Origin of the sequence: Blastococcus sp. URHD0036 (assembly GCF_000701365.1) — a bacterium.
Lineage (GTDB): Bacteria > Actinomycetota > Actinomycetes > Mycobacteriales > Geodermatophilaceae > Trujillonella.
Map to the genome: position 1 here is coordinate 405,030 of NZ_JNIK01000014.1, position 17,854 is coordinate 422,883.

The following is a 17,854-nucleotide window of genomic DNA, read 5'->3' on the forward strand; positions in this document are numbered from 1 at the left end:
GCGGCCAGACTGGGGTCGTGCCGCGCCTCAAGCCGCTGCCGGACGTGGTCGCGCCCGGCCTCGACGTCCTGTTCTGCGGGATCAACCCGTCGCTGACCTCCGCCGAGGTGGGGCACCACTTCGCCCGGCCCGGGAACCGGTTCTGGCCGGCGCTGCACCTGGCCGGGCTGACGCCACGGCGGCTGACCCCGGCCGAGGACCGGGAGCTCCCGCGGTACGGGCTGGGCTCGACCAACATCGTCGACCGGCCCACCCGCACCGCCGCGGAGCTGAGCACCGCGGAGCTGCAGGCCGGGCTGGCCGCGCTGGCCGACCTCGTCACCGAGTACCGGCCCCGGGTGCTCGCCGTCCTCGGCGTGACCGCCTGGCGGCTGGCGACCGGCCGGCCGAGGGCCGCGCTCGGCCGCCAGCCGGAGCCGCTGGGTGGGGCCGACACCTGGGTGGTGCCGAACCCGAGCGGGCTCAACGCCCACCACCAGCTGCCCGACCTCGCCCGCTGGTACGCCGCGCTGCGGCCGCCGGCCGATCCGTCCTAGGCGAGGCGGCGGGCGCTGTTGTAGCCCGGCACGGAGTCGACCGGGGCGACCTTGACCGGCTGCCCGTAGGTCGAGGCGTGGACCATCTGGCCGTTGCCGATGTAGAGGCCGACGTGGGTGACCGGGCTGTAGAAGAACACCAGGTCACCGGGCTGCAGCTCGGCGCGCGACACCGGCGTGCCCATCCGCGCCTGCATGCTGCTCGAGTGCGGGAGGCTGATGCCGGCCGCGGCGTAGGCGTACTGCGTCAACCCCGAGCAGTCGAAGGCGTTCGGGCCGGCCGCGGCCCACACGTAGGGGTCGCCGAGCTGGGCCATCGCGGTGTCGACGGCGACCTGGGCGGCCGGGCCGGCGGCCCGCGCGGCCGCAGGCGCGGGAGCCGGTGCGGCGGCCGGCCGGGGCACGGGACGCGGGGCGGGGGCCGCGGCCGGCGCAGGCGCAGGCGCAGGCGCCGGTCCGGCGGCGGCCTGGCTCCCCGCGGCCTGGTCCGCGGCGGCCTGGTCCGCGGCCGCCCGTGCGGCGGCCTGCTCCGCGGCTGCCCGCGCGGCCTGCTCCGCGGCGGCCTGCTCGGCCGCGGCCCGGGCGGCGGCCTCCGCCGCGGCGGCGGCCTGCCGTGCCGCCTCCTCCTCGGCGGCCAGCCGGTCGTAGTCGGCCTGGAAGCGGGCGACCTGCTCGTCGAGGGCGGCCTGCTGCCCGGCCACGTCGTCGAGGAGCTCCTGGGCCTGCGCCTCGGCGTCGGCGGCGGCCGTCCGGGCGGCGTCGGCGTCCGCACCGGCCGCGGTGGCGTCGCCGAGCAACTCGTTGCCGTGGTCGGCGATGGTCTGCAGGGTGCTCATCCGGTCGAGCAGGTCGTCCGGGGAGTCGCTGGTGAGCATGCCCTCCAGCGAGCTCAGCCGGTCGCCGGTCCAGGCGCTCCGGGCCACGGTGGCCACCCGCTCGCGGGCCGCGGCGAGGGTGGCCTCGGCCGCGTCGACCTGAGCGGCCGCGGCCTCGGCGTCCCGCTGCGCCTGCGCCAGACCCTCGCGCGCCTCGTTGAACCGTTCGGTGACGACCTCGAGGTCGTGACCCCGGGCGGCGAGGAGCTCGGCGGCCTCCTGGGAGGTCGCGGGTTCCTCGGGCGCTGCGGACGCCGGCAGCGGCGCCAGGGCGAGGCCACCGGCGGTGGCGAGGACCAGGAGTGCCCGGGTGCCGGGGAGGCGACGGCGGGCAGGGCGGTGCGAACTCGCCATGGGTGGCGGGGTGTTCCTCTCGTGCACGGCCGCCCCCCGGGATCAGGCAGGACCGGCGTGCGCGCAGACGGCACTCGACCGACCCCGGGTCGGTCAGCGGTCCTCCACCGGTGGCGCGCCTGCCGGCGGGGAGCGGCATCCGGGCCGGCTGCCACCAGGTGGTGACGGAGAGCCGTCCGGACCCGAGTCACGCTAGGTCCGTGACCGGACCGTGACAAACCGTGCCGAGAAGAGCCAGCTCAGGAAGGCGGGCCGCCGGGACCGGCCGGGCGTGTCGGCCGGTCCCCTCAGCCGCGGGCCGCGGCGACCGCCTCGGCGAGCCGGCGCACGCCCTCGTCCACCACGTCGGCGGTCACCCCGGAGTAGGCCAGGCGGAAGGCGTTCTCGCCGCCCTCCAGCAGGAAGTCGGTGCCCGGCACGATCGTCACGCCCCGCGCCGTCGCCTCCCGCACGATCGCCGCGACGTCGTGCCCCTCGTCCTCGGGCAGGCTGACCCACAGGAAGTAGCCGCCCTCGGGACGCCGGAAGGTCGCCTGCGGCAGGTGCCGGCGCAGCGCCTCGTCGAGGACGCCGACCCGCTCGGCCAGCGCCGTCTTGACCCGCTCCAGCGCCGACGGGAACCGGTCGCCGGTGACGTACTGGTACACGGTGGCCTGAGCGACCATGTTCGGCGCGATGTAGGTGTTGGTGGCCCGCACCCGGATCCGGTCGATCACGGCCGGCGGCCCGACCAGGTAGCCCACGCGGATGCCGGGGCAGACGGTCTTGGAGAACGAGCAGGCGTAGACGACCTGCTCGCTGTCGGCGCCGCCGTCGAGCTCGAGCATCCGGGGCAGCGGCTCACCGGTGAACCGCACGTCGACGTACGGGTCGTCCTCGAACAGCAGGAAGTCGTACTGCTTCGCCAGCGCCAGCAGCCGCTCCCGCTTGGCCAGGGAGAGCGTGTACCCGGCGGGGTTCTGGAAGTTCGGGATGACGTGGGCCAGCGCCGGCCGGAGGCCACCGGCGAGCAGCGCCTCGACCTCGTCGACGTCGATGCCGTCCTCCTGCAGCGTCACCAGGTGCACCTCGCCGCCCCGCTCGCGCAGCCCCAGCAGGGTGCGGTCGTAGGTGGGCCGCTCGGTGATCACCGCGGTGCCGGGCTTCACGTACTCGTCGAAGAGGAACGCGTCGGCCTGCATGGAGCCGTTGGTGACCAGCACGTGGTCCTCGGGGACGTCGTGCTTCTGGGCGATCCAGCGGCGCAGCGGCACGTAGCCGACCGCGGTGCCGTAGCCGGTGACGCCCGCCGGGTCGCTGTCGAAGGCGGCCACGGCGGCCTGCTTGAGGCCCTCGACGTCGACGATGTCGGTCGACGGGGCGCCCCGGGCGAAGGAGATCGCCGCGGGCGGCGCCGGGCGCGGGGTCTGACCGGTGTCGGAGTCGGTCGGCGAGTGCGTCACACCCGTGATCCTGCCGTGCCGGCCACGGCCGCGTCGTCCGGGTTCCGGCCGGCGGGCACGGGCGCGGCCGGACGGGGGAGTCGGGGCGGGCGGGAGCCGATGAGCACGCCGGCGACGACCAGTGCACCGCAGGCCAGCTCGACCGGTGGCGTCGCCTCCCCGAACATCAGCCACGCCGACGCCGTGCCGACCACGGGGACCAGCATCGAGAACGGCGCGACGACACCGGAGGGGTGCCGGCTCATCAGTGCCGTCCAGATGCCGGAGCCGCCGAGCGTGGCGACGACGACCGTGAACGCCAGGCCGCCCAGGGCCAGCAGCCCCTCGCGGGAGCCGAGGCCGGTGAGCGACTCCCCGATGCGGGCCGGGCCCTCGGTCAGCAGAGAGACCGCGAGCATGGGCAGCGGCGGGACCGTGGTCATCCAGAGCATGAGCCGGAAGGGGCGGGCCGGGCGGGCCAGCCGGTTGCTCAGGTTGCCCAGCGCCCAGCCCAGCCCGCCGCAGAGGGTGAGCAGCACCGGGAGCAGCGTCGCGCCGCCGTCCAGCCCGGCCCGGTGCACCGCGATGCCGCCGAGGCCCGCGACGGCGAGCAGGATCCCGGCCAGCTGACGGCCGCTCAGCCGCTCGTGCAGGAGCAGGCCGGCCAGCGCGACGGTGAACGGCGCCGACGACTGCAGCACCAGCGAGGCGAGGCCGGTCGGCATGCCGGCGTCCATGGCGGCGTAGAGGAACACGAACTGCAGGACGCCGAAGCCGAACCCGTAGCCGAGCAGCCAGCGCAGCGGGACGTCGGGTCGCGGCACGAGCAGGACCGTCGGGACGGCGATGACGGCGAACCGCAGGAAGACGAGGAAGAACGGTGGGAAGTGCTCCAGCGAGAGGTGGATCGCCGGGAAGTTCAGTCCCCAGACGACCGCGACCAGCAGCGCGAGGAGGCGGTCACGGGTGGGCATGTCGTCCAGCCTGCGGCGATATTCCGTGCAGGACCAGCGAAACGTCCTGACATGTCGTTGTAGCGTTCCTTCATGGACCTCAAGGCGCTGGAGACCCTGCGCGCGGTGCGGACGCAGGGCGGGGTCAGCGCCGCGGCGGCCGTGCTGCACCTGACGCCGTCGGCGGTGTCGCAGCAGCTGTCCGGCCTCACCCGCGACGCCGGGGTGCCGCTCACCGAGCGGATCGGCCGCGGGTTGCGGCTCACGGCGGCGGGCGAGGCGCTGGCCGATGCCGCCGTCGACGTGGCGGTCGCGCTGGAGCGGGCGCGGGCGGCGTGCGCGGTGTTCCTCGACCGCCCGGAGGGCACCGTGACGCTGTCGGCCTTCCAGAGCGGGGCGAAGCTGCTGCTCCCGGGTCTCATCGGCCGGGTGCGGGCGCTGGGCGGGATCGACCTGGAGTGCTCCGACGAGGACGTCGCGCAGGACGAGTTCCCCGGCCTCACCGACCGCGTCGACGTCGTGGTGGCCCACCGGCCCGAGGGCGGCGCCGGCTGGCCGGGGGAGGGGTCCCGGCTGACCGTCGTCCCGCTGCTGCGCGAACCGCTGGACCTCGCGGTCGCCGCCGACCACCCGCTGGCCGACCGGGACGCCGTCCGGCCGGCCGACCTCGTCGGCGAGGAGTGGATCGCCGTCCGGCAGGGGTTCCCGGTGGCCGCCGTGCTGGACGCCGTCGCGGCGGCCTCGGGATCGCCGCCGCGGATCACCCAGCGGATCAACGACTTCTCCGTGGTCGAGGCCCTGGTCGCGGCGGGACACGGCGTCTCGCTGCTGCCCCGGCACACCGGCGGCACCCACCCGGGCGTGCGGCTGCTGCCGGTGCGCGGCGTGCGGGCCGGTCGCCGGGTGGAGGCGCTGCTGCGGCCCGACGTGGCCGAGCGCGTGGTGGTCCGGCGGGTCCTCGACGAGCTGGTCGCCGAGGCCGGCCGCTTCGGGTCCCCGGAGTAGGGGAGGATCCCGCCGTGCCGCGCCTCCTCGTCGTCCACCACACGCCGTCGCCTGCGCTGCAGGCGGTGCTGGAGGCCGTCCGCGAGGGCGTCGCGATGGTCGACGACGTGGAGCTGACCGTGCGCCCGGCGCTGTCGGCGGGGCCGGCCGACCTGCTCGCCGCCGACGGCGTCCTGCTCGGGACGCCGGCCAACATCGGGTACATGTCGGGAGCGCTGAAGCACTTCTTCGACACCGTGTACTACCCGTGCCTCGACGCCACCGTCGGGCTGAAGTACGGCGTCTACGTGCACGGCAACGACGACACCGCGGGCGCCCTGACCAGCATCGCGAAGATCACCGGCGCGCTGCGGTGGAAGCAGGTCGCCGCCCCGCTGAGCATCACCGGACCGGCCGATCTCGAGGCGGTCCGGGAGCTGGCGGCGACGGTCGCGGTCAGCCTCTGAGGGGTCCCGAGCGCCGGACACCGATCAGCGTCGCGCCTCGGGAGGCGATCGGGGATCCTGCTCCGGTGACTGCCGCCGGGAAGTCCTTCGCGGAGCGGATGCGCGACGCGCCGCCGCGCGTCGAGTTGCTGGTCGGCCGCGCGCTCCTCCTGGTGGTCGTCTCCTCGCTCTCGACCCCCGCGGAGTGGCTCGTCCCCGTCGTCCGGACGGCGGCCGACCGGCGCGGGGTCCACCTGGGCCCCCCACTGACGTTCCTGCTCGCCGTGGCCGCCGCTCTCGAAGTGGGGAACAGGCTCGACGCCGGCCCCGACCCCGACCCCGACCCGGGGCCCCGAGAGCCACTGAGCAGATCCCGGTGGCAGCGGGCACGCGGCAGGGCGGAGCTCTACGCCGTGGCGGGGGTGCCGGCGCTCACGGCACTGGTGCCCGGTCTGGTGGTGCTGCCGCGGCGGTCGCCGCTGTGGGGCTGGGCGGTCTCGGCCGCCGCACGGATGGCGGTGATCGTCGTCTTCGTGCTCGACAACGACCGCCTCAAGCGGCGCGAGGCGGCGGCCGCCCCGTCGTCCTGAGGGGTCAGCCGGCCGGGCGCCAGCCGAGCGCGGGGCCGAGCCGCTGCGCGATGTCGGTGAGGATCTGCACGTAGTCGGCGTCGGCGAAGCTGAACGGCAGCGCGAACACCACCTCGTCGACCTCGCGGAACCCGGCGTGCGCGTAGAGCTGCTCGGCGATCGACTCGGCCGGCCCGATCAGGTCGCGGGCGAAGAGCATCCGCGCAGGGCCCTGGGGCGCGGTCGTCCGAGGGGTCCGGGCGTCGACGTAGGCCTCGTACCTCGCCCGCTGCTCCGCCGTCGCACCGTCGGTGGGGATGACCACCAGCCCCTGCGAGGCACGGCCGGCGGGGTGCGCGGCGCGGAAGGCCCGCAGGTGCGCTGCCTGCAGCCCCGCGAAGTCCGCCGGGTCGACGCCCTCGACGTCCTCCGACCGCACCACGCTGCTGGTCAGCAGGTTCATCCCGTTCTCCCCGGCCCAGGCCGCCGACCGGAGCCCCGCGCCGCCGTACCACATCCGCGCCCGCAGCCCGGGCGAGTGCGGCTGCACCCGGTCGGAGAACTCCTCGACCACGCCCTCGCGGCCGGAGAACGTGCTGGCCGGCTCCCCGGCGACCAGCCGCAGCAGCCGGAGCACGCGCTCGTAGGAGAAGTCCTCGACGTCGGCGGTGTCGGGGTAGAGGGCTGCCTTGACGTCGTCCCAGTGCATCGGCGGGCCGACGCTCACCCCCGGGTTCAGCCGCCCACCGGACAGGACGTCGACGGTCGCCCAGTCCTCGGCGAGCCGCAGTGGGTTCTCCCAGCCGAGCGGGGTGACCGCGGTGCCGAGCTCGATCCGCGTCGTCCGCTGGGTGGCCGCGGCCATGATCGCGACCGGCGAGGAGATGCCGTACTGCAGGTGGCGGTGCCGGAACCAGGCGCTGTCGAGGCCCAGCTGCTCGCCGAGCTCGACCACCCGCAGCGTCGTCTCGTGCCCGGCGGCGGGGTCGGCCGGGTCGAACGACCCGATGGTCAGGAAGCCCAGCTTCCGCAGCGGTGTCCCGGCCTCGGGCATGACCATCTCCTCGATCGGATAGGTGAGGATTCAACCGGACAGGCATGCTGGACCCGACAGCGAGGGGGTGCCTGCGTGGCCGAGGTCGTCGTGTTCCACTCCGTGCACGGGCGGACTCCCGGGCTGCTGGAGTTCGCCGCGACGCTGCGGGCGGCCGGCCACACCGTGCACGTGCCGGACCTGTTCGAGGGACGGGTGTTCGCCGACCTGGCGGCCGGCATCGCCCATGCGCAGGAGGTCGGCTTCGACACGGTCGTCGCGCGCGGACGGCGGGCGGTCGACGGCCTGCCCGCCGGCTGCGTCTACGCCGGCTTCTCCCTCGGCGTCCTCCCCGCGCAGGCACTGGCCCAGACCCGGCCCGGCGCCCGCGGCGCGCTGCTGTACTCCGGCTGCGTTCCCGCCACGACGTTCGGCGCCCGGTGGCCCGACGGCCTGCCGCTCCAGGTGCACGGCATGGTCGACGACGAGGTGTTCGCCGGCGAGGGCGACCTGGACGCCGCCCGGGCGCTCGTGGCCGCGGCCGAGGACGCCGAGCTGTACCTCTACGCCGGCTCCGCGCACCTGTTCGCCGACCCGGGGCTGGCCGGCTACGACGCGGTCGCCGCCTCCCAGCTCACCGCGCGGACGCTGCGCTTCCTGGCGCGCGTCGGTCAGTAGTGGACGACGCCGCGGCTGCCACCACCGACGGCGATCGACTCCCCGGTGATGCCGGCGCTGCGCGGTGAGGCGAGGAAGGCCACGAGGTCGGCGACCTCCGCGGCGGTGACCAGCCGGCCGATGCTGGTGCCGGCCGCCATCCGCCGGGCCGCCTCCGCCTCGTCGACGCCCTCGCGCGCCGCCCGGTCGGCGACCACCGCGGCGGTCCGCTCCGTGACCGTCGTCCCGGGGTGCACGCAGGTCACCGTGATGCCCGACGGGCCCAGCTCGTCGGCCAGGTTGGCGGTCATAGCGGCGACCGCGACGTTGCGCACCGAGCCGACCAGCGAGCCGGTGCGCCGCGCGTTCAGCCCGCTCACGTTCACGATCCGGCCCCACCCGGCGGCGGCCATGTGCGGCGCCACCGCCCGCGCGCAGCGCAGGTAGCCCAGCACCTTCGTCTCCAGCTCGATGCGGACGTCGTCGTCGGCGAGATCGGCGAGCGGCTTCGTCGGGCCGGCCGAGGCCGGGCGGGCGGCGCAGTTGACCAGGACGTCGACCCCGCCCCACTCGGTGACGACCCGGTCGACCATCGCCCGGACGGCGTCGTCGTCGGTCGTGTCGGCCGACAGCGGCAGCAGCGGGACGCCGTGCGGCGCCACCCGGTCGGCGGCCGCCGCCAGCCCCGCCGCGTCCCGCGCCACCAGGGCGACCGAGGCGCCCTCGGCGGCCAGGGCCTCCGCGACCGCCAGGCCGATGCCGCGGCTCGCACCGGTCACGATCGCGCGCCGTCCGCGCAGTCCCAGGTCCATGCCGTCATCCTGCCGGTCCGCATGTGCAGCACCCTGTGCGCATGACAGGTGCGCGGGTCGTCGTCGCCCCGGACTCCTTCAAGGGCTCGCTGTCGGCCGCGGAGGCCGCCGCCGCGCTCGCCCGTGGACTGCGGCGGGGAGCGCCGGGCGCCGAGGTGGTCGAGCACCCGGTCGCCGACGGCGGCGAGGGCACCGTCGACCTCGTGCTGCGGCAGGGCTTCGCGCCGGTGGCCGCTCGCGTCGCGGGCCCGCTGGGGGCGCCGGTCGAGGCCCGGTTCGCCGTCCGCGGGGACACGGCGGTCGTGGAGATGGCGGCCGCCGCCGGGCTCGGCCTGCTGCCCGGCCCGCCGGACGACGCCACGGCGCGGGCGGCCTCGACCGCCGGGGTGGGGGAGCTGCTGGCGGCCGCGCTCGGCACCGGCGTCCGCCGGGTGGTGCTGGGCATCGGCGGCAGCGCGACGACCGACGGCGGCTCGGGCGCGGTCGCCGCCCTCGGCGCACAGCTGCTCACCGCCCGGGGGGAGCCGCTCGCCCCCGGCGGCGCGGCGCTGCTCGACCTGGCGGTGCTCGACCTCGCCGGCCTCGACCCGCGGCCGGCCGACGTCGAGCTGCTGGTGGCCTGCGACGTGGACAACCCGCTCACCGGGCCGGCCGGCGCCGCCGCCGTCTACGGCCCGCAGAAGGGTGCGAGCCCCGGCACGGTGGCGCTGCTCGACCGCGCGCTGTCCCGGTGGGCCGACGTCGTCGCGGCGACCACCGGCCGCGACGTGCGCGACCTGGCGGGGGCCGGCGCGGCGGGCGGCCTGGGCTTCGCGGCCGCGGCACTGCTCGGCGCGCGGATCGTCCCGGGCGTCGCGTTCCTCCTCGAGCTGACCGGCGTCGCCGGCGCCGTCCGCGGTGCGGACCTCGTCGTCGTCGGCGAGGGCCGGCTCGACGCGCAGAGCCTCCGCGGCAAGGGGCCGGTCGGGGTGGCCGCGCTCGCCCGGGCGGCAGGGGCCCAGGTCGTCGCGGTGGCCGGCCGCTGCGACCTGGCCGACCCCGCGGACGCCGGGTTCGCCGGCGTGCACCAGCTGCGCGACCTCGAGCCGGACCCGGTGCGGAGCATGCAGCGGGCCGCCGAGCTGCTGGAGGTCGTCGGCGAGCGGATCGCGGCGGAACGGCTCAGCTGAGCCAGACGGGCTCCGACGCCCGGGCCGCGTGCGTCCACGGGGGCGCGCCGGGCGGGCCGACCACAGCGACCGGGCCGCCGTCGGTGGGCAGCTCGACCAGGTACGGCGCGGGGTCCGGGTCGTCCCCGGCCCGGTCGGGGAACCGCCCGAGGGCGAGCAGCCGGGCCGCCGTCCGGGCCAGCGCCAGCTCGGCGTGCCACACCCCGCCCTCGTCCCGGCGGCGGGTCAGCGCGCGCAGGGCGGCGGCGGCCGCGAGGTGCCCGGTCGCGTGGTCGAGCACCTGCGCCGGGAGGACGCCGGGGCGGTCGGCGGAACCGCAGGCCGCCGCGATGCCGGTGGCCGCCTGCACGAGCGAGTCGAAGCCGCGCCGGCGTCCCCACGGTCCGTCCGTGCCCCACGCCGACATCCGCACCACCACGAGGTGCGGATGCCGCTCCGCGAGCTCCGCCGGGTCCAGCCCGAGCGCCTCCAGCGCGCCCGGGCGGTACCCGAGGAGGAGGACGTCGGCGCCGGCCAGCAACTGCTCCATCGCCGCCCGGCCGGCCGGCGTCGCGAGGTCGACCACCGCGGTGCGCTGACCGGAGCCGGTGTCGGCGAGCGTGCCCGGGTCCTCGGGCAGCCGAGGGCTCTCCAGGCGCAGCACGTCGGCCCCGTGCGCGGCGAGCGTGCGGGCGGCCACCGGCCCGGCGATGACGCGGGTGAAGGAGAGCACCCGCGGCCGGCCGACGTCCCGGGCCGGCGCGTTCCCGACCCGATCCAGGGAGAGCAGCGGCAGCCCGGCGACCGCGCGTCCCGGCGCCGAGGCGGCCCACTCCGCCTCGGTGCGGACCGCCGCGGCGGCACCGCCGGCGGCCACCACCGCCTCCTCGAGGTCCAGCGCCGTCATCCCGGCCGCGGTGGCGTCCGGGTCGTCCTCGCCGAGCACCGACACGACGGCGGCACGGTGGTGCGGGTAGTTGGCGTGCAGCCGCACCCAGCCGTCACCCGCCCGCCAGAACCGCGACATCGGCGCGAAGCCCGGCCCGACCGGCGCTCCGCCGCGGGTGACGAACCGCTCGCTGCGGACGGCGAGGCCCACGTGCCGCGCGTCGAGCTCCACGGGCGCCGCCGAGCCGGCCAGCTCCCGGGCGGCCAGCAGCTGCGCGGCCACCGCGGCCAGGGCCGTCTCCTCCGCCGCCAGCGGACCGGAGAGACCGGTCGAGCCGGAGACGGTGACGGGTGGCGGTGGTCCGCCGCCCAGCGCGGCCCAGGTCTCCGCGAGCAGCTCGGTCACGCCGACGCCCGGGCGGGCGGACCGGCGAAGGTGCGGCGGTAGGCCAGCGGCGTCGTCCCGAGCTTGCCGAAGTGGTGGCGCAGCACCGCGCCGGTGCCCCAGCCCACCTCGGCGGCGATGGCGTCGACCGGCAGGCTCGTGGTCTCCAGCAGCTCCTGGGCCCGCTGCAGCCGCATGCGGGCCACCCACGCGGCCGGGGTGGCTCCGCAGGACTCGGTGAACCGGCGGGCCAGCGTGCGGGGCGACACCAGGGCCCGGCGCGCCAGCCGCTCGACGGAGAGGTCCTCGTCGAGACGCGCCAGCGCCCACTCCTGCAGGGCGGCGATGCCGTCGTCCGCGGCGCGGGGGAGCGGGGTGGCCACGTACTGGGCCTGCCCGCCGTCCCGGTGCGGCGGCACGACCATCCGCCGGGCGATCCGGGCGGCGGCCGTGGCGCCGTGCGCCTGGCGGACCAGGTGCAGGCAGGCGTCGATGCCCGCGGCCGTGCCGGCACTGGTGACGACCGCGCCGTCGTCGACGTAGAGGACGTCGGGGTCGACCCGGGCCCGGGGGTGCCGCGCGGCCAGGTCTGCGGTGTACATCCAGTGCGTCGTGCACGGACGCCCGTCGAGCAGGCCGGCCTCGGCGAGCACGAACGCGGCGGTGCAGATCGACAGCACCCGGGCCCCGCGCTCGACGGTCTCCCGCACCAGTCGCTTCACCGCCTCGGGGGTCGGCAGGTCCGCCGGCCGGGCCGCGATGGCCACGACGTCGGCCTCGGCGGCCCGGTCCAGGCCGTGCGCGACGTCGATGGTGAGACCCGCCTTCATCGGCACCAGCCCGGGCCGCTCGGCGACCACCGCGAAGTCGAACGCCGGGACCCCGTCGCCGGTGCGGTCGATGCCGAACACCTCGCACAGCACGCTGAGCTCGAACGGGGAGACGCCGGGCAGGGCGACGGCCGCGACCGAGCGCAGCGGGTACCGGGTCACGGGACCACCGGCTCGGCGAGGAGGGCGGCGGCCGCGGCACGGTCACCGGTCACGGTCAGCCGGTCGTCGTCCAGGGGCAGCCGGCGCCACAGCAGCAGCGCGAGGGCGACCTCGGACCCGGTGACCTCGGCGACCGGGGCGGGCCCGAGCGTCCAGCTCCCCGTGGGCGCGGTGAACCGGATCCCGCCGGTCGGTGCGGCCATCCGGCCGAGCTCCACCTGGCGGGGCTGCATGGTGTCGAGGACCTCCGCCACGCAGTCCGCGGCGACCGCCGGGTCGGCGGCGGGGTCGGCGCCGACCGCCGCGGCGAGGTCGAGCCGGTGGACGAACGTCTCGTGCAGCTGGCGCCGCGCCCACCAGGCGGTCGTGCCCGGGCCGGTGAGGGTGACGCAGGGGCGCTCGGGGCCGGCCAGCTCCGCCCGCAGCTCGGCGGCCGCGGCCGCGTAGTCCGCTGCGGTGGTGGCCCGCCACAGCGGCCGCATGTCGGGCAGGTCGGCGTCGGCACCGGTCCGGGTGGCGAGCGCCGCCCACCGGTGGATCGTGGCCAGGTGCCGGACGAGCACGCCGGCGGTCCAGTCGCCGCAGGCCGGGACCGGGACGTCGCCGGGCGCCCCGGCGGCGAGGGCGGCGAAGGCCTCCTGCTCGCGGCTCAGGGCGGCGAGGGAGTCGAGGACGGGCGCGCGCGAGGTCTCCACCCGGTCAGCATGCCGAGAGGGGACCGCCCCGCCCAGTGGCAGGTCTGCCGGGACGCGTCGATTTCCTGCCAGCGGCTCAGTCCGCCGCGCGCGCGGTCACGACGTGGGCGCCGAGCTCGCCGGAGAGCGGGCCCTCGCCCAGCCGCTCGGTCAGCCGGGCCGCGACGGCGTCGGTCAGCTCGTCGAGCGGCCCGTGCAGCTCCAGGGCGAAGCGCAGCGGCGTGCCCAGGCAGAAGCCCTCGGCCAGCGAGCGCGCCGAGGGCGCCTCGGCGGGGAGGACGACGGTGTCGAACCGCTCCACGGCCAGGCCCCCGGCGACCACGTCGGTGGTGACGACCGCGGGATCGGCGTAGCCGTGCGGCACGCGCTCGATGAACTGCGGGGTCTGCTCGGGCAGCACCTCGGCGAGCGCGGCGACGACCGCCGCGGTGAAGGTCGACCGGTCCACCACGTCCCAGACGGTGAACAGCAGCCGGCCGCCGGGGGCGAGGGCGCGGGCGGCCTCGGCGTAGGCCGCGGGCCGGTCGGGGAAGAACATCGCACCGAACGAGCACACGACCAGGTCCACCGAGGCGTCGGGGACGCCCAGGTCGGCGGCGTCGGCGGTCCGCCACTCCACGTCGGGCACCCGCCGGGCTCCCTCGGCGGCCATGCCGGCGTTCAGGTCGGTGGCCACGATCGCCGCCTCCGGCAGGGCGGCGCGCAGCTGCCGCGTGACGACGCCGGTGCCGGCCGCCACCTCGAGCACCCGTGCCGGGCGCAGCGCCGCCGCGCGGGTGGCCAGCTCGTGCGCGAAGGGCTCGAACAGGACCGGCCCCAGGCAGTCGTCGTAGACGGCCGGCATGGACCCGGCCCAGGTGGCGTCGGAGGTCATGCCGCCACAGCGTGGCCCGGCAGTCGTGCGGGCGGAAGGGCGACCGACCGGCGGGGGCGCACCGGCGGCGCTACGGTCGTCGTCGGTCCAGGTCAGGGAGGAGGTCCGGGCGCGTGAACCTCGAGAAGGTCGTGTTCGGGTTCTTCGTGCTGCTCGCCGCGACCCTGAACTTCGGCTTCTTCATCGGCGACATCTCCGACCCCACGCTGCACAGCCCGTGGGAGCTCTACGCCGCGGTGGTCGTCAACCTCATCGCGACGGTGCTCAAGTTCGGCGACCGCACGCAGATCGGCGCGGTGCACCTGGCCACCAGCCTGGTCGCCGACCTGCAGCTCATGGCCGCGACCGTGGTCTACGTGTACGCCGAGCACGTCAGCAGCGCCGGCCTCGACGCCCACGCCACCTCCAGCTACGTCTCCCTCTCCGGCGGGGCGCTGCTGGCCAACATGGTCTCGCTGGTGCTGCTGGTCGTCGAGACCGTGTCCTTCCAGCGACGCTGACGGCGGCCGGCGTGGGCGGGGTGCTCCGGGCCTTCTGGCGGCAGTTCGCCGGCTCGTCGACGCCGCCGCCGAAGCGGATGCACCGCCGCCACCCCGTGGTGACGCGGGCCGCGGAGTCGGGCGCGGTGTTCGTCGTGCTCCGCCGGCTGCGGGCGCCGCTGATCACGCTGATCCTCGTCTTCACGGTGAGCGTGGTCGGGCTCAGCCTCGTCCCGGGGCAGGACGCGACCGGCGCCCCGGCGCGGATGAGCGTCTTCGACGCCTTCTACTTCATGAGCTACACGGCGACGACCATCGGCTTCGGCGAGCTGCCGAACGAGTTCACCTACGCCCAGCGGATGTGGGTCACCGGCGCGATCTACCTGACCGTCGTCGGCTGGGCGTACGCCATCGGCGCGGTGCTCACGCTGCTGCAGGACCGCGCGTTCCGGCGGGCGCTCACCCGTGGGCACGTGACCCGCAAGGTGGCCCGGCTGCGCGAGCCCTTCCTGCTGATGGCCGGCTACGGGCAGACCGGGGAGATGCTCGGGGAGTCCTTCGACGCGCTGGGCCGGCGCTTCACCGTGATCGACCGGGACGACGCCCGCATCGACGTGCTGGAGCTGAACACCTCGCACGCCGACGTGCCCGGACTCGTCGGCGACGCCCGCGACCTGCACGCGCTGGTCGTCGCCGGGCTGGACCACCCGTGGTGCGAGGGCGTCGTCGCGCTCACCAACGACGACCAGGCGAACCTGGCGGTGGCGATGGCCGCGGCGCTGCTGCGGCCCGAGCTGCCGGTGGTGGCGCGGACGACGTCGGCGGTCGTGGCCGAGCGGATGGCTGCGTTCGGGTCGCCCACGGTGATCAACCCGTTCGACCGGTTCGGCGACCGGCTGCGGCTGGCGCTGCGCGCACCGTCGTCCTACCAGCTGACCACCTGGCTGGAGAGCGGACCGGGAGCGGCGCTGCCCGAGTGGCGCGACGCGCCGGCACCCGGGCGCTGGGTGGTGGCCGGCTACGGCGCGTTCGGCCGGCACTTCAGCAGCGACCTGCGCGCCGAGGGGCTCGAGGTCGCGACCATCGACCCGCACCCGGCCGACGGCGAGGAGCCGCCGACGGTCGTCGGCGACGCCTCCGACCCCGACGTCCTGCGGGCGGCCGGGCTGGTCGGCGCCGTCGGGTTCGTGGCCGGGACCGACGACGACATCACCAACGTGTCGCTGGTCGCCGAGGCCCGCCGGGTGGCGCCCGGGGTGTTCGTGGCCGCCCGGCAGAACGACCCGACCAGCGGTCCGCTGTTCGCCGCGCTGGAGGTCGACGCGCTGCTGGTGCCGACCGCCGTCGTGGCGCACGAGGCCTACGCGCAGCTGTCCACGCCGCTGCTGTGGCGCTTCCTCCGGGGACTGCTCGAGCGGGACGACGCCTGGGCCGCGGAGGTGACGGCCCGGCTCGTCGAGCAGTGCGGCCACCACCTCGACCCGCTGTGGAAGGTGTTGCTCGACGACGCCGAGGCGCCCTCGCTGCGGGGCTGGCTGGAGGGCGGCCGGCTGCGGCTGGGCGACCTGCTGCGCAGCCCGGTGGACCGGGAACGCCGGCTGGCGGTGGTCCCGCTGGTCCTGAGGCAGGGGGAGGAGCACCTGCTCGCGCCCGGGGACGACGTCGTGCTGCGGCCCGGCGACGAGCTGCTGTTCGCCGGCCGGCCGGCCGAGCGCCGGGCCCTGACCGCCACGCTGCTGGACGACGCGGTGCCGGAGTACCTGGTCAGCGGGCAGCGGGTGGCCTCGGGGTGGCTGTGGCGCAAGCTCAGCGGGCGGGTGCCGACGGCGTCGGGCTGAGGTCCCGCGACACTCCCGACCGGCCACCGCTCCGCGGATCGGGGTGTGACCGTCCACCGTTCGGGGGACACCGGAGAGGTGGACGTCGAGGGGAAGAACCGGCTACTGGGGGGCCGGTACGAACTGCAGGAACGCATCGCCACCGGTGGCATGGGCGAGGTCTGGCGGGGTCGGGACGTCGTCCTGCAGCGGACCGTGGCGGTCAAGGTGCTCCGCAGCGAGTACGCCGACGACCCGACGTTCGTGGCCCGTTTCCGGGGCGAGGCGCGGCACGCGGCGGCCCTCAGCCACCCGAACATCGCGGCGGTGCTGGACTACGGCGAGGCGTCGCAGGACGAGGCCGGGGAGCACCTCGCCTACCTGGTCATGGAGCTGGTGGACGGTGCGCCGCTGTCGACCCGGCTGGCCGAGGACGGCCCGATGGAGCCCGGGGACGCGCTGAGCGTGCTCCAGCAGACCGCCGCCGGGCTCGCCGAGGCGCACCGCCGCGGTCTGGTGCACCGCGACGTGAAGCCGGCCAACATCCTGGTCCGCCCCGACGGCGCGGTGAAGCTGACCGACTTCGGCATCGCCCGCTCCGCCGACAGCGTGCCGCTCACGGGGACCGGCCAGGTGGTCGGCACGGCGCAGTACATGTCCCCGGAGCAGGCGAAGGGCGAGCCGGCGACCCCGGCCAGCGACGTGTACGCCCTCGGCCTGGTCGGCTACGAGACCCTGACCGGGCACGCGGCCTTCGAGGGCACGAACCCGGTGACCGTCGCCCTCAAGCACGTCGTGGAGGAGCCGCAGCCGCTGCCGGCCGACCTGCCCGACGGGGTGCGCGACCTCATCGACTCGGCGCTGGCCAAGGACCCGGGGGAGCGGATCCCCGACGGTGCCGCCTTCGTCTCCGCCGTCGAGCAGACGCTGACGCCCGGGTCGGGTCGCGCCGTCTCCGACACCCGCCCCGTGGGCATCCCCCGGCCGGCCGGTGCGGTGCGCGCCCCGCTGCCGGAGTCCACGACGTCGCGGCGGCGTGCCCTGTCGGTGGTGCTGCCGCTCGTCGTGCTCCTGGTGGCCGTCGGGACGTTCACGCTGCTCCTCGTCCACCGGGACACCGGGCAGGCCGGCGGCGGCGAGGCCCCGAGCGTCGCGGCGGACCCCGCCATCGTGCTGGCCGCCGACGACCACGTGGGCCGGCCCTACGGCGAGGTCGCCGCGTACCTCGAGAGCCTGGGCCTGGTCGTCGTCCGCGTCGAGCAGGTGAGCGACCAGCCGCTGGACACGGTGCTCGCGGTGAGCCCCGCCGGGGAACGGCTGGAGGAGGGTGACCTGGTGCGCGTGGTCGCCGCGGTGGCACCCGTCGAGCGCGCCGCCCCGGAGACGGCGGACGAGCCCGCGCCGGCGCCGGTCGAGGCGGCGGAGCCCGCTCCGGCGACGGAGCAGGAGTCCGCCCCGGTCACCGTGGAGGTGCCTGCGCCATCGGACAGCGCTCCGCCGGTCGAGACGTCGCTGCCGCCGTCGTCGTCCGCGCCCGTGCCGTCGCAGCCGGGGACGAGCACCCCCACGGAGCCGACGACGCCGACGGAGCCGACCGGGACGCCGGGCGATCCGACCGGGCCGACCGCTCCGGACCCCGGTACCTCCGCTCCCGGCACAGCTACCGAGCCCGCGCCGGTCGAGCCGGGCCCGACCTCGACGTCCTCGACGTCCACGACGTCCACGACCGACACCGCCCCGACGCAGCCCACAGGCTGACCGACAGAGGAGCACACGATGAGCGAGAACGACCCCGGCCCGACGTCCGACGCCGAGGACGGCGGCTCGGCCCTCGACCTCCCGACCCGCGACTCCGACGACAGCCCGGACGAGTCGACGTCGATCGCCACCACGTCCGTCGAGGAGGCGCTGGCCGAGGGCGAGCACCTGCGCTGAC

Annotated in this window: 19 protein-coding genes; 10 read left to right on the top strand and 9 right to left on the bottom strand. The window is 76.6% G+C overall.

Features of this window, described 5'->3' with window-relative positions:
• Window positions 1-17: 17 nt before the first annotated feature.
• A complete protein-coding gene (gene mug / locus N555_RS0114040) occupies window positions 18-536 on the top strand; it encodes a G/U mismatch-specific DNA glycosylase (RefSeq protein WP_029432126.1) in 519 nt (172 codons plus the stop codon).
• Here mug and N555_RS0114045 read toward each other — a convergent pair.
• The 3 genes from N555_RS0114045 to N555_RS0114055 form a co-directional block, all read right to left on the bottom strand.
• On the bottom strand, window positions 533-1,765 hold the full coding sequence (locus tag N555_RS0114045) for a C40 family peptidase (RefSeq protein ID WP_034510442.1): 1,233 nt from the start codon (window positions 1,763-1,765) through the stop codon (window positions 533-535). The genes mug and N555_RS0114045 overlap by 4 nt on opposite strands.
• A gap of 287 nt (window positions 1,766-2,052) precedes the next feature.
• Window positions 2,053-3,207: an aminotransferase-like domain-containing protein gene (locus tag N555_RS0114050; RefSeq protein ID WP_197029017.1), complete on the bottom strand. Its 1,155-nt coding sequence runs from the start codon at window positions 3,205-3,207 to the stop codon at window positions 2,053-2,055.
• Complete coding sequence (locus tag N555_RS0114055; protein ID WP_051684061.1) at window positions 3,204-4,160, bottom strand: EamA family transporter; 957 nt, start codon at window positions 4,158-4,160, stop codon at window positions 3,204-3,206. Before N555_RS0114055 ends, N555_RS0114050 begins: the two co-directional genes overlap by 4 nt.
• Before the next feature lie 72 nt (window positions 4,161-4,232).
• Here N555_RS0114055 and N555_RS0114060 point away from each other — a divergent pair, with 72 nt between their 5' ends.
• From N555_RS0114060 to N555_RS0114070, 3 genes are all read left to right on the top strand, one after another.
• Window positions 4,233-5,144 carry a LysR family transcriptional regulator gene (locus tag N555_RS0114060; protein WP_029432130.1) on the top strand — a complete coding sequence of 304 codons (912 nt, stop codon included), beginning with the start codon at window positions 4,233-4,235 and terminating at the stop codon, window positions 5,142-5,144.
• 14 nt (window positions 5,145-5,158) lie between these two features.
• Complete coding sequence (locus N555_RS0114065; RefSeq protein ID WP_029432131.1) at window positions 5,159-5,590, top strand: flavodoxin family protein; 432 nt, start codon at window positions 5,159-5,161, stop codon at window positions 5,588-5,590.
• A 65-nt stretch (window positions 5,591-5,655) separates the two neighbouring features.
• Complete coding sequence (locus N555_RS0114070; protein ID WP_029432132.1) at window positions 5,656-6,159, top strand: hypothetical protein; 504 nt, start codon at window positions 5,656-5,658, stop codon at window positions 6,157-6,159.
• Window positions 6,160-6,163: 4 nt separating this feature from the next.
• On the opposite strand, the gene N555_RS0114075 is transcribed toward N555_RS0114070, so the two are convergent.
• On the bottom strand, window positions 6,164-7,192 hold the full coding sequence (locus N555_RS0114075) for an LLM class flavin-dependent oxidoreductase (RefSeq protein WP_029432133.1): 1,029 nt from the start codon (window positions 7,190-7,192) through the stop codon (window positions 6,164-6,166).
• Between the two features lie 75 nt (window positions 7,193-7,267).
• On the opposite strand from N555_RS0114075, the gene N555_RS0114080 reads away from it, so the two are divergent.
• On the top strand, window positions 7,268-7,849 hold the full coding sequence (locus N555_RS0114080) for a dienelactone hydrolase family protein (protein ID WP_029432134.1): 582 nt from the start codon (window positions 7,268-7,270) through the stop codon (window positions 7,847-7,849).
• Here the strand turns inward: N555_RS0114080 and N555_RS0114085 are convergent.
• On the bottom strand, window positions 7,843-8,640 hold the full coding sequence (locus N555_RS0114085) for an SDR family NAD(P)-dependent oxidoreductase (protein WP_029432135.1): 798 nt from the start codon (window positions 8,638-8,640) through the stop codon (window positions 7,843-7,845). The genes N555_RS0114080 and N555_RS0114085 overlap by 7 nt on opposite strands.
• A gap of 41 nt (window positions 8,641-8,681) precedes the next feature.
• On the opposite strand from N555_RS0114085, the gene N555_RS0114090 reads away from it, so the two are divergent.
• Window positions 8,682-9,809 carry a glycerate kinase gene (locus N555_RS0114090; protein WP_029432136.1) on the top strand — a complete coding sequence of 376 codons (1,128 nt, stop codon included), beginning with the start codon at window positions 8,682-8,684 and terminating at the stop codon, window positions 9,807-9,809.
• On the opposite strand, the gene N555_RS0114095 is transcribed toward N555_RS0114090, so the two are convergent.
• The 4 genes from N555_RS0114095 to N555_RS0114110 all read right to left on the bottom strand — a co-directional run bounded on the left by N555_RS0114095 (window position 9,802) and on the right by N555_RS0114110 (window position 13,622).
• Window positions 9,802-11,082 carry a CoA transferase gene (locus N555_RS0114095; RefSeq protein ID WP_051684062.1) on the bottom strand — a complete coding sequence of 427 codons (1,281 nt, stop codon included), beginning with the start codon at window positions 11,080-11,082 and terminating at the stop codon, window positions 9,802-9,804. The genes N555_RS0114090 and N555_RS0114095 overlap by 8 nt on opposite strands.
• Window positions 11,079-12,053 carry a GlxA family transcriptional regulator gene (locus tag N555_RS0114100; protein WP_231502746.1) on the bottom strand — a complete coding sequence of 325 codons (975 nt, stop codon included), beginning with the start codon at window positions 12,051-12,053 and terminating at the stop codon, window positions 11,079-11,081. Before N555_RS0114100 ends, N555_RS0114095 begins: the two co-directional genes overlap by 4 nt.
• Window positions 12,050-12,748, bottom strand: a complete 699-nt coding sequence (locus N555_RS0114105; protein WP_029432139.1) for a maleylpyruvate isomerase family mycothiol-dependent enzyme — start codon at window positions 12,746-12,748, stop codon at window positions 12,050-12,052. The genes N555_RS0114100 and N555_RS0114105 overlap by 4 nt, the downstream gene beginning before the upstream one ends.
• 76 nt (window positions 12,749-12,824) lie before the next feature.
• Window positions 12,825-13,622, bottom strand: coding sequence for a class I SAM-dependent methyltransferase (locus N555_RS0114110; RefSeq protein WP_029432140.1), 798 nt, complete (start codon window positions 13,620-13,622; stop codon window positions 12,825-12,827).
• 113 nt (window positions 13,623-13,735) lie between these two features.
• Here N555_RS0114110 and N555_RS0114115 point away from each other — a divergent pair, with 113 nt between their 5' ends.
• From N555_RS0114115 to N555_RS27950, 4 genes are read left to right on the top strand one after another with little or no spacing between them, the layout of a single operon-like run.
• On the top strand, window positions 13,736-14,122 hold the full coding sequence (locus N555_RS0114115; protein ID WP_029432141.1) for a DUF6394 family protein: 387 nt from the start codon (window positions 13,736-13,738) through the stop codon (window positions 14,120-14,122).
• Window positions 14,123-14,133: 11 nt separating this feature from the next.
• On the top strand, window positions 14,134-15,939 hold the full coding sequence (locus tag N555_RS0114120) for an NAD-binding protein (protein WP_029432142.1): 1,806 nt from the start codon (window positions 14,134-14,136) through the stop codon (window positions 15,937-15,939).
• A 45-nt stretch (window positions 15,940-15,984) separates the two neighbouring features.
• Window positions 15,985-17,676, top strand: coding sequence for a protein kinase domain-containing protein (locus N555_RS28365; RefSeq protein WP_197029018.1), 1,692 nt, complete (start codon window positions 15,985-15,987; stop codon window positions 17,674-17,676).
• 18 nt (window positions 17,677-17,694) lie between these two features.
• A complete protein-coding gene (locus N555_RS27950; RefSeq protein ID WP_156036359.1) occupies window positions 17,695-17,853 on the top strand; it encodes a hypothetical protein in 159 nt (52 codons plus the stop codon).
• The last annotated feature ends 1 nt before the right edge of the window (window position 17,854 follow it).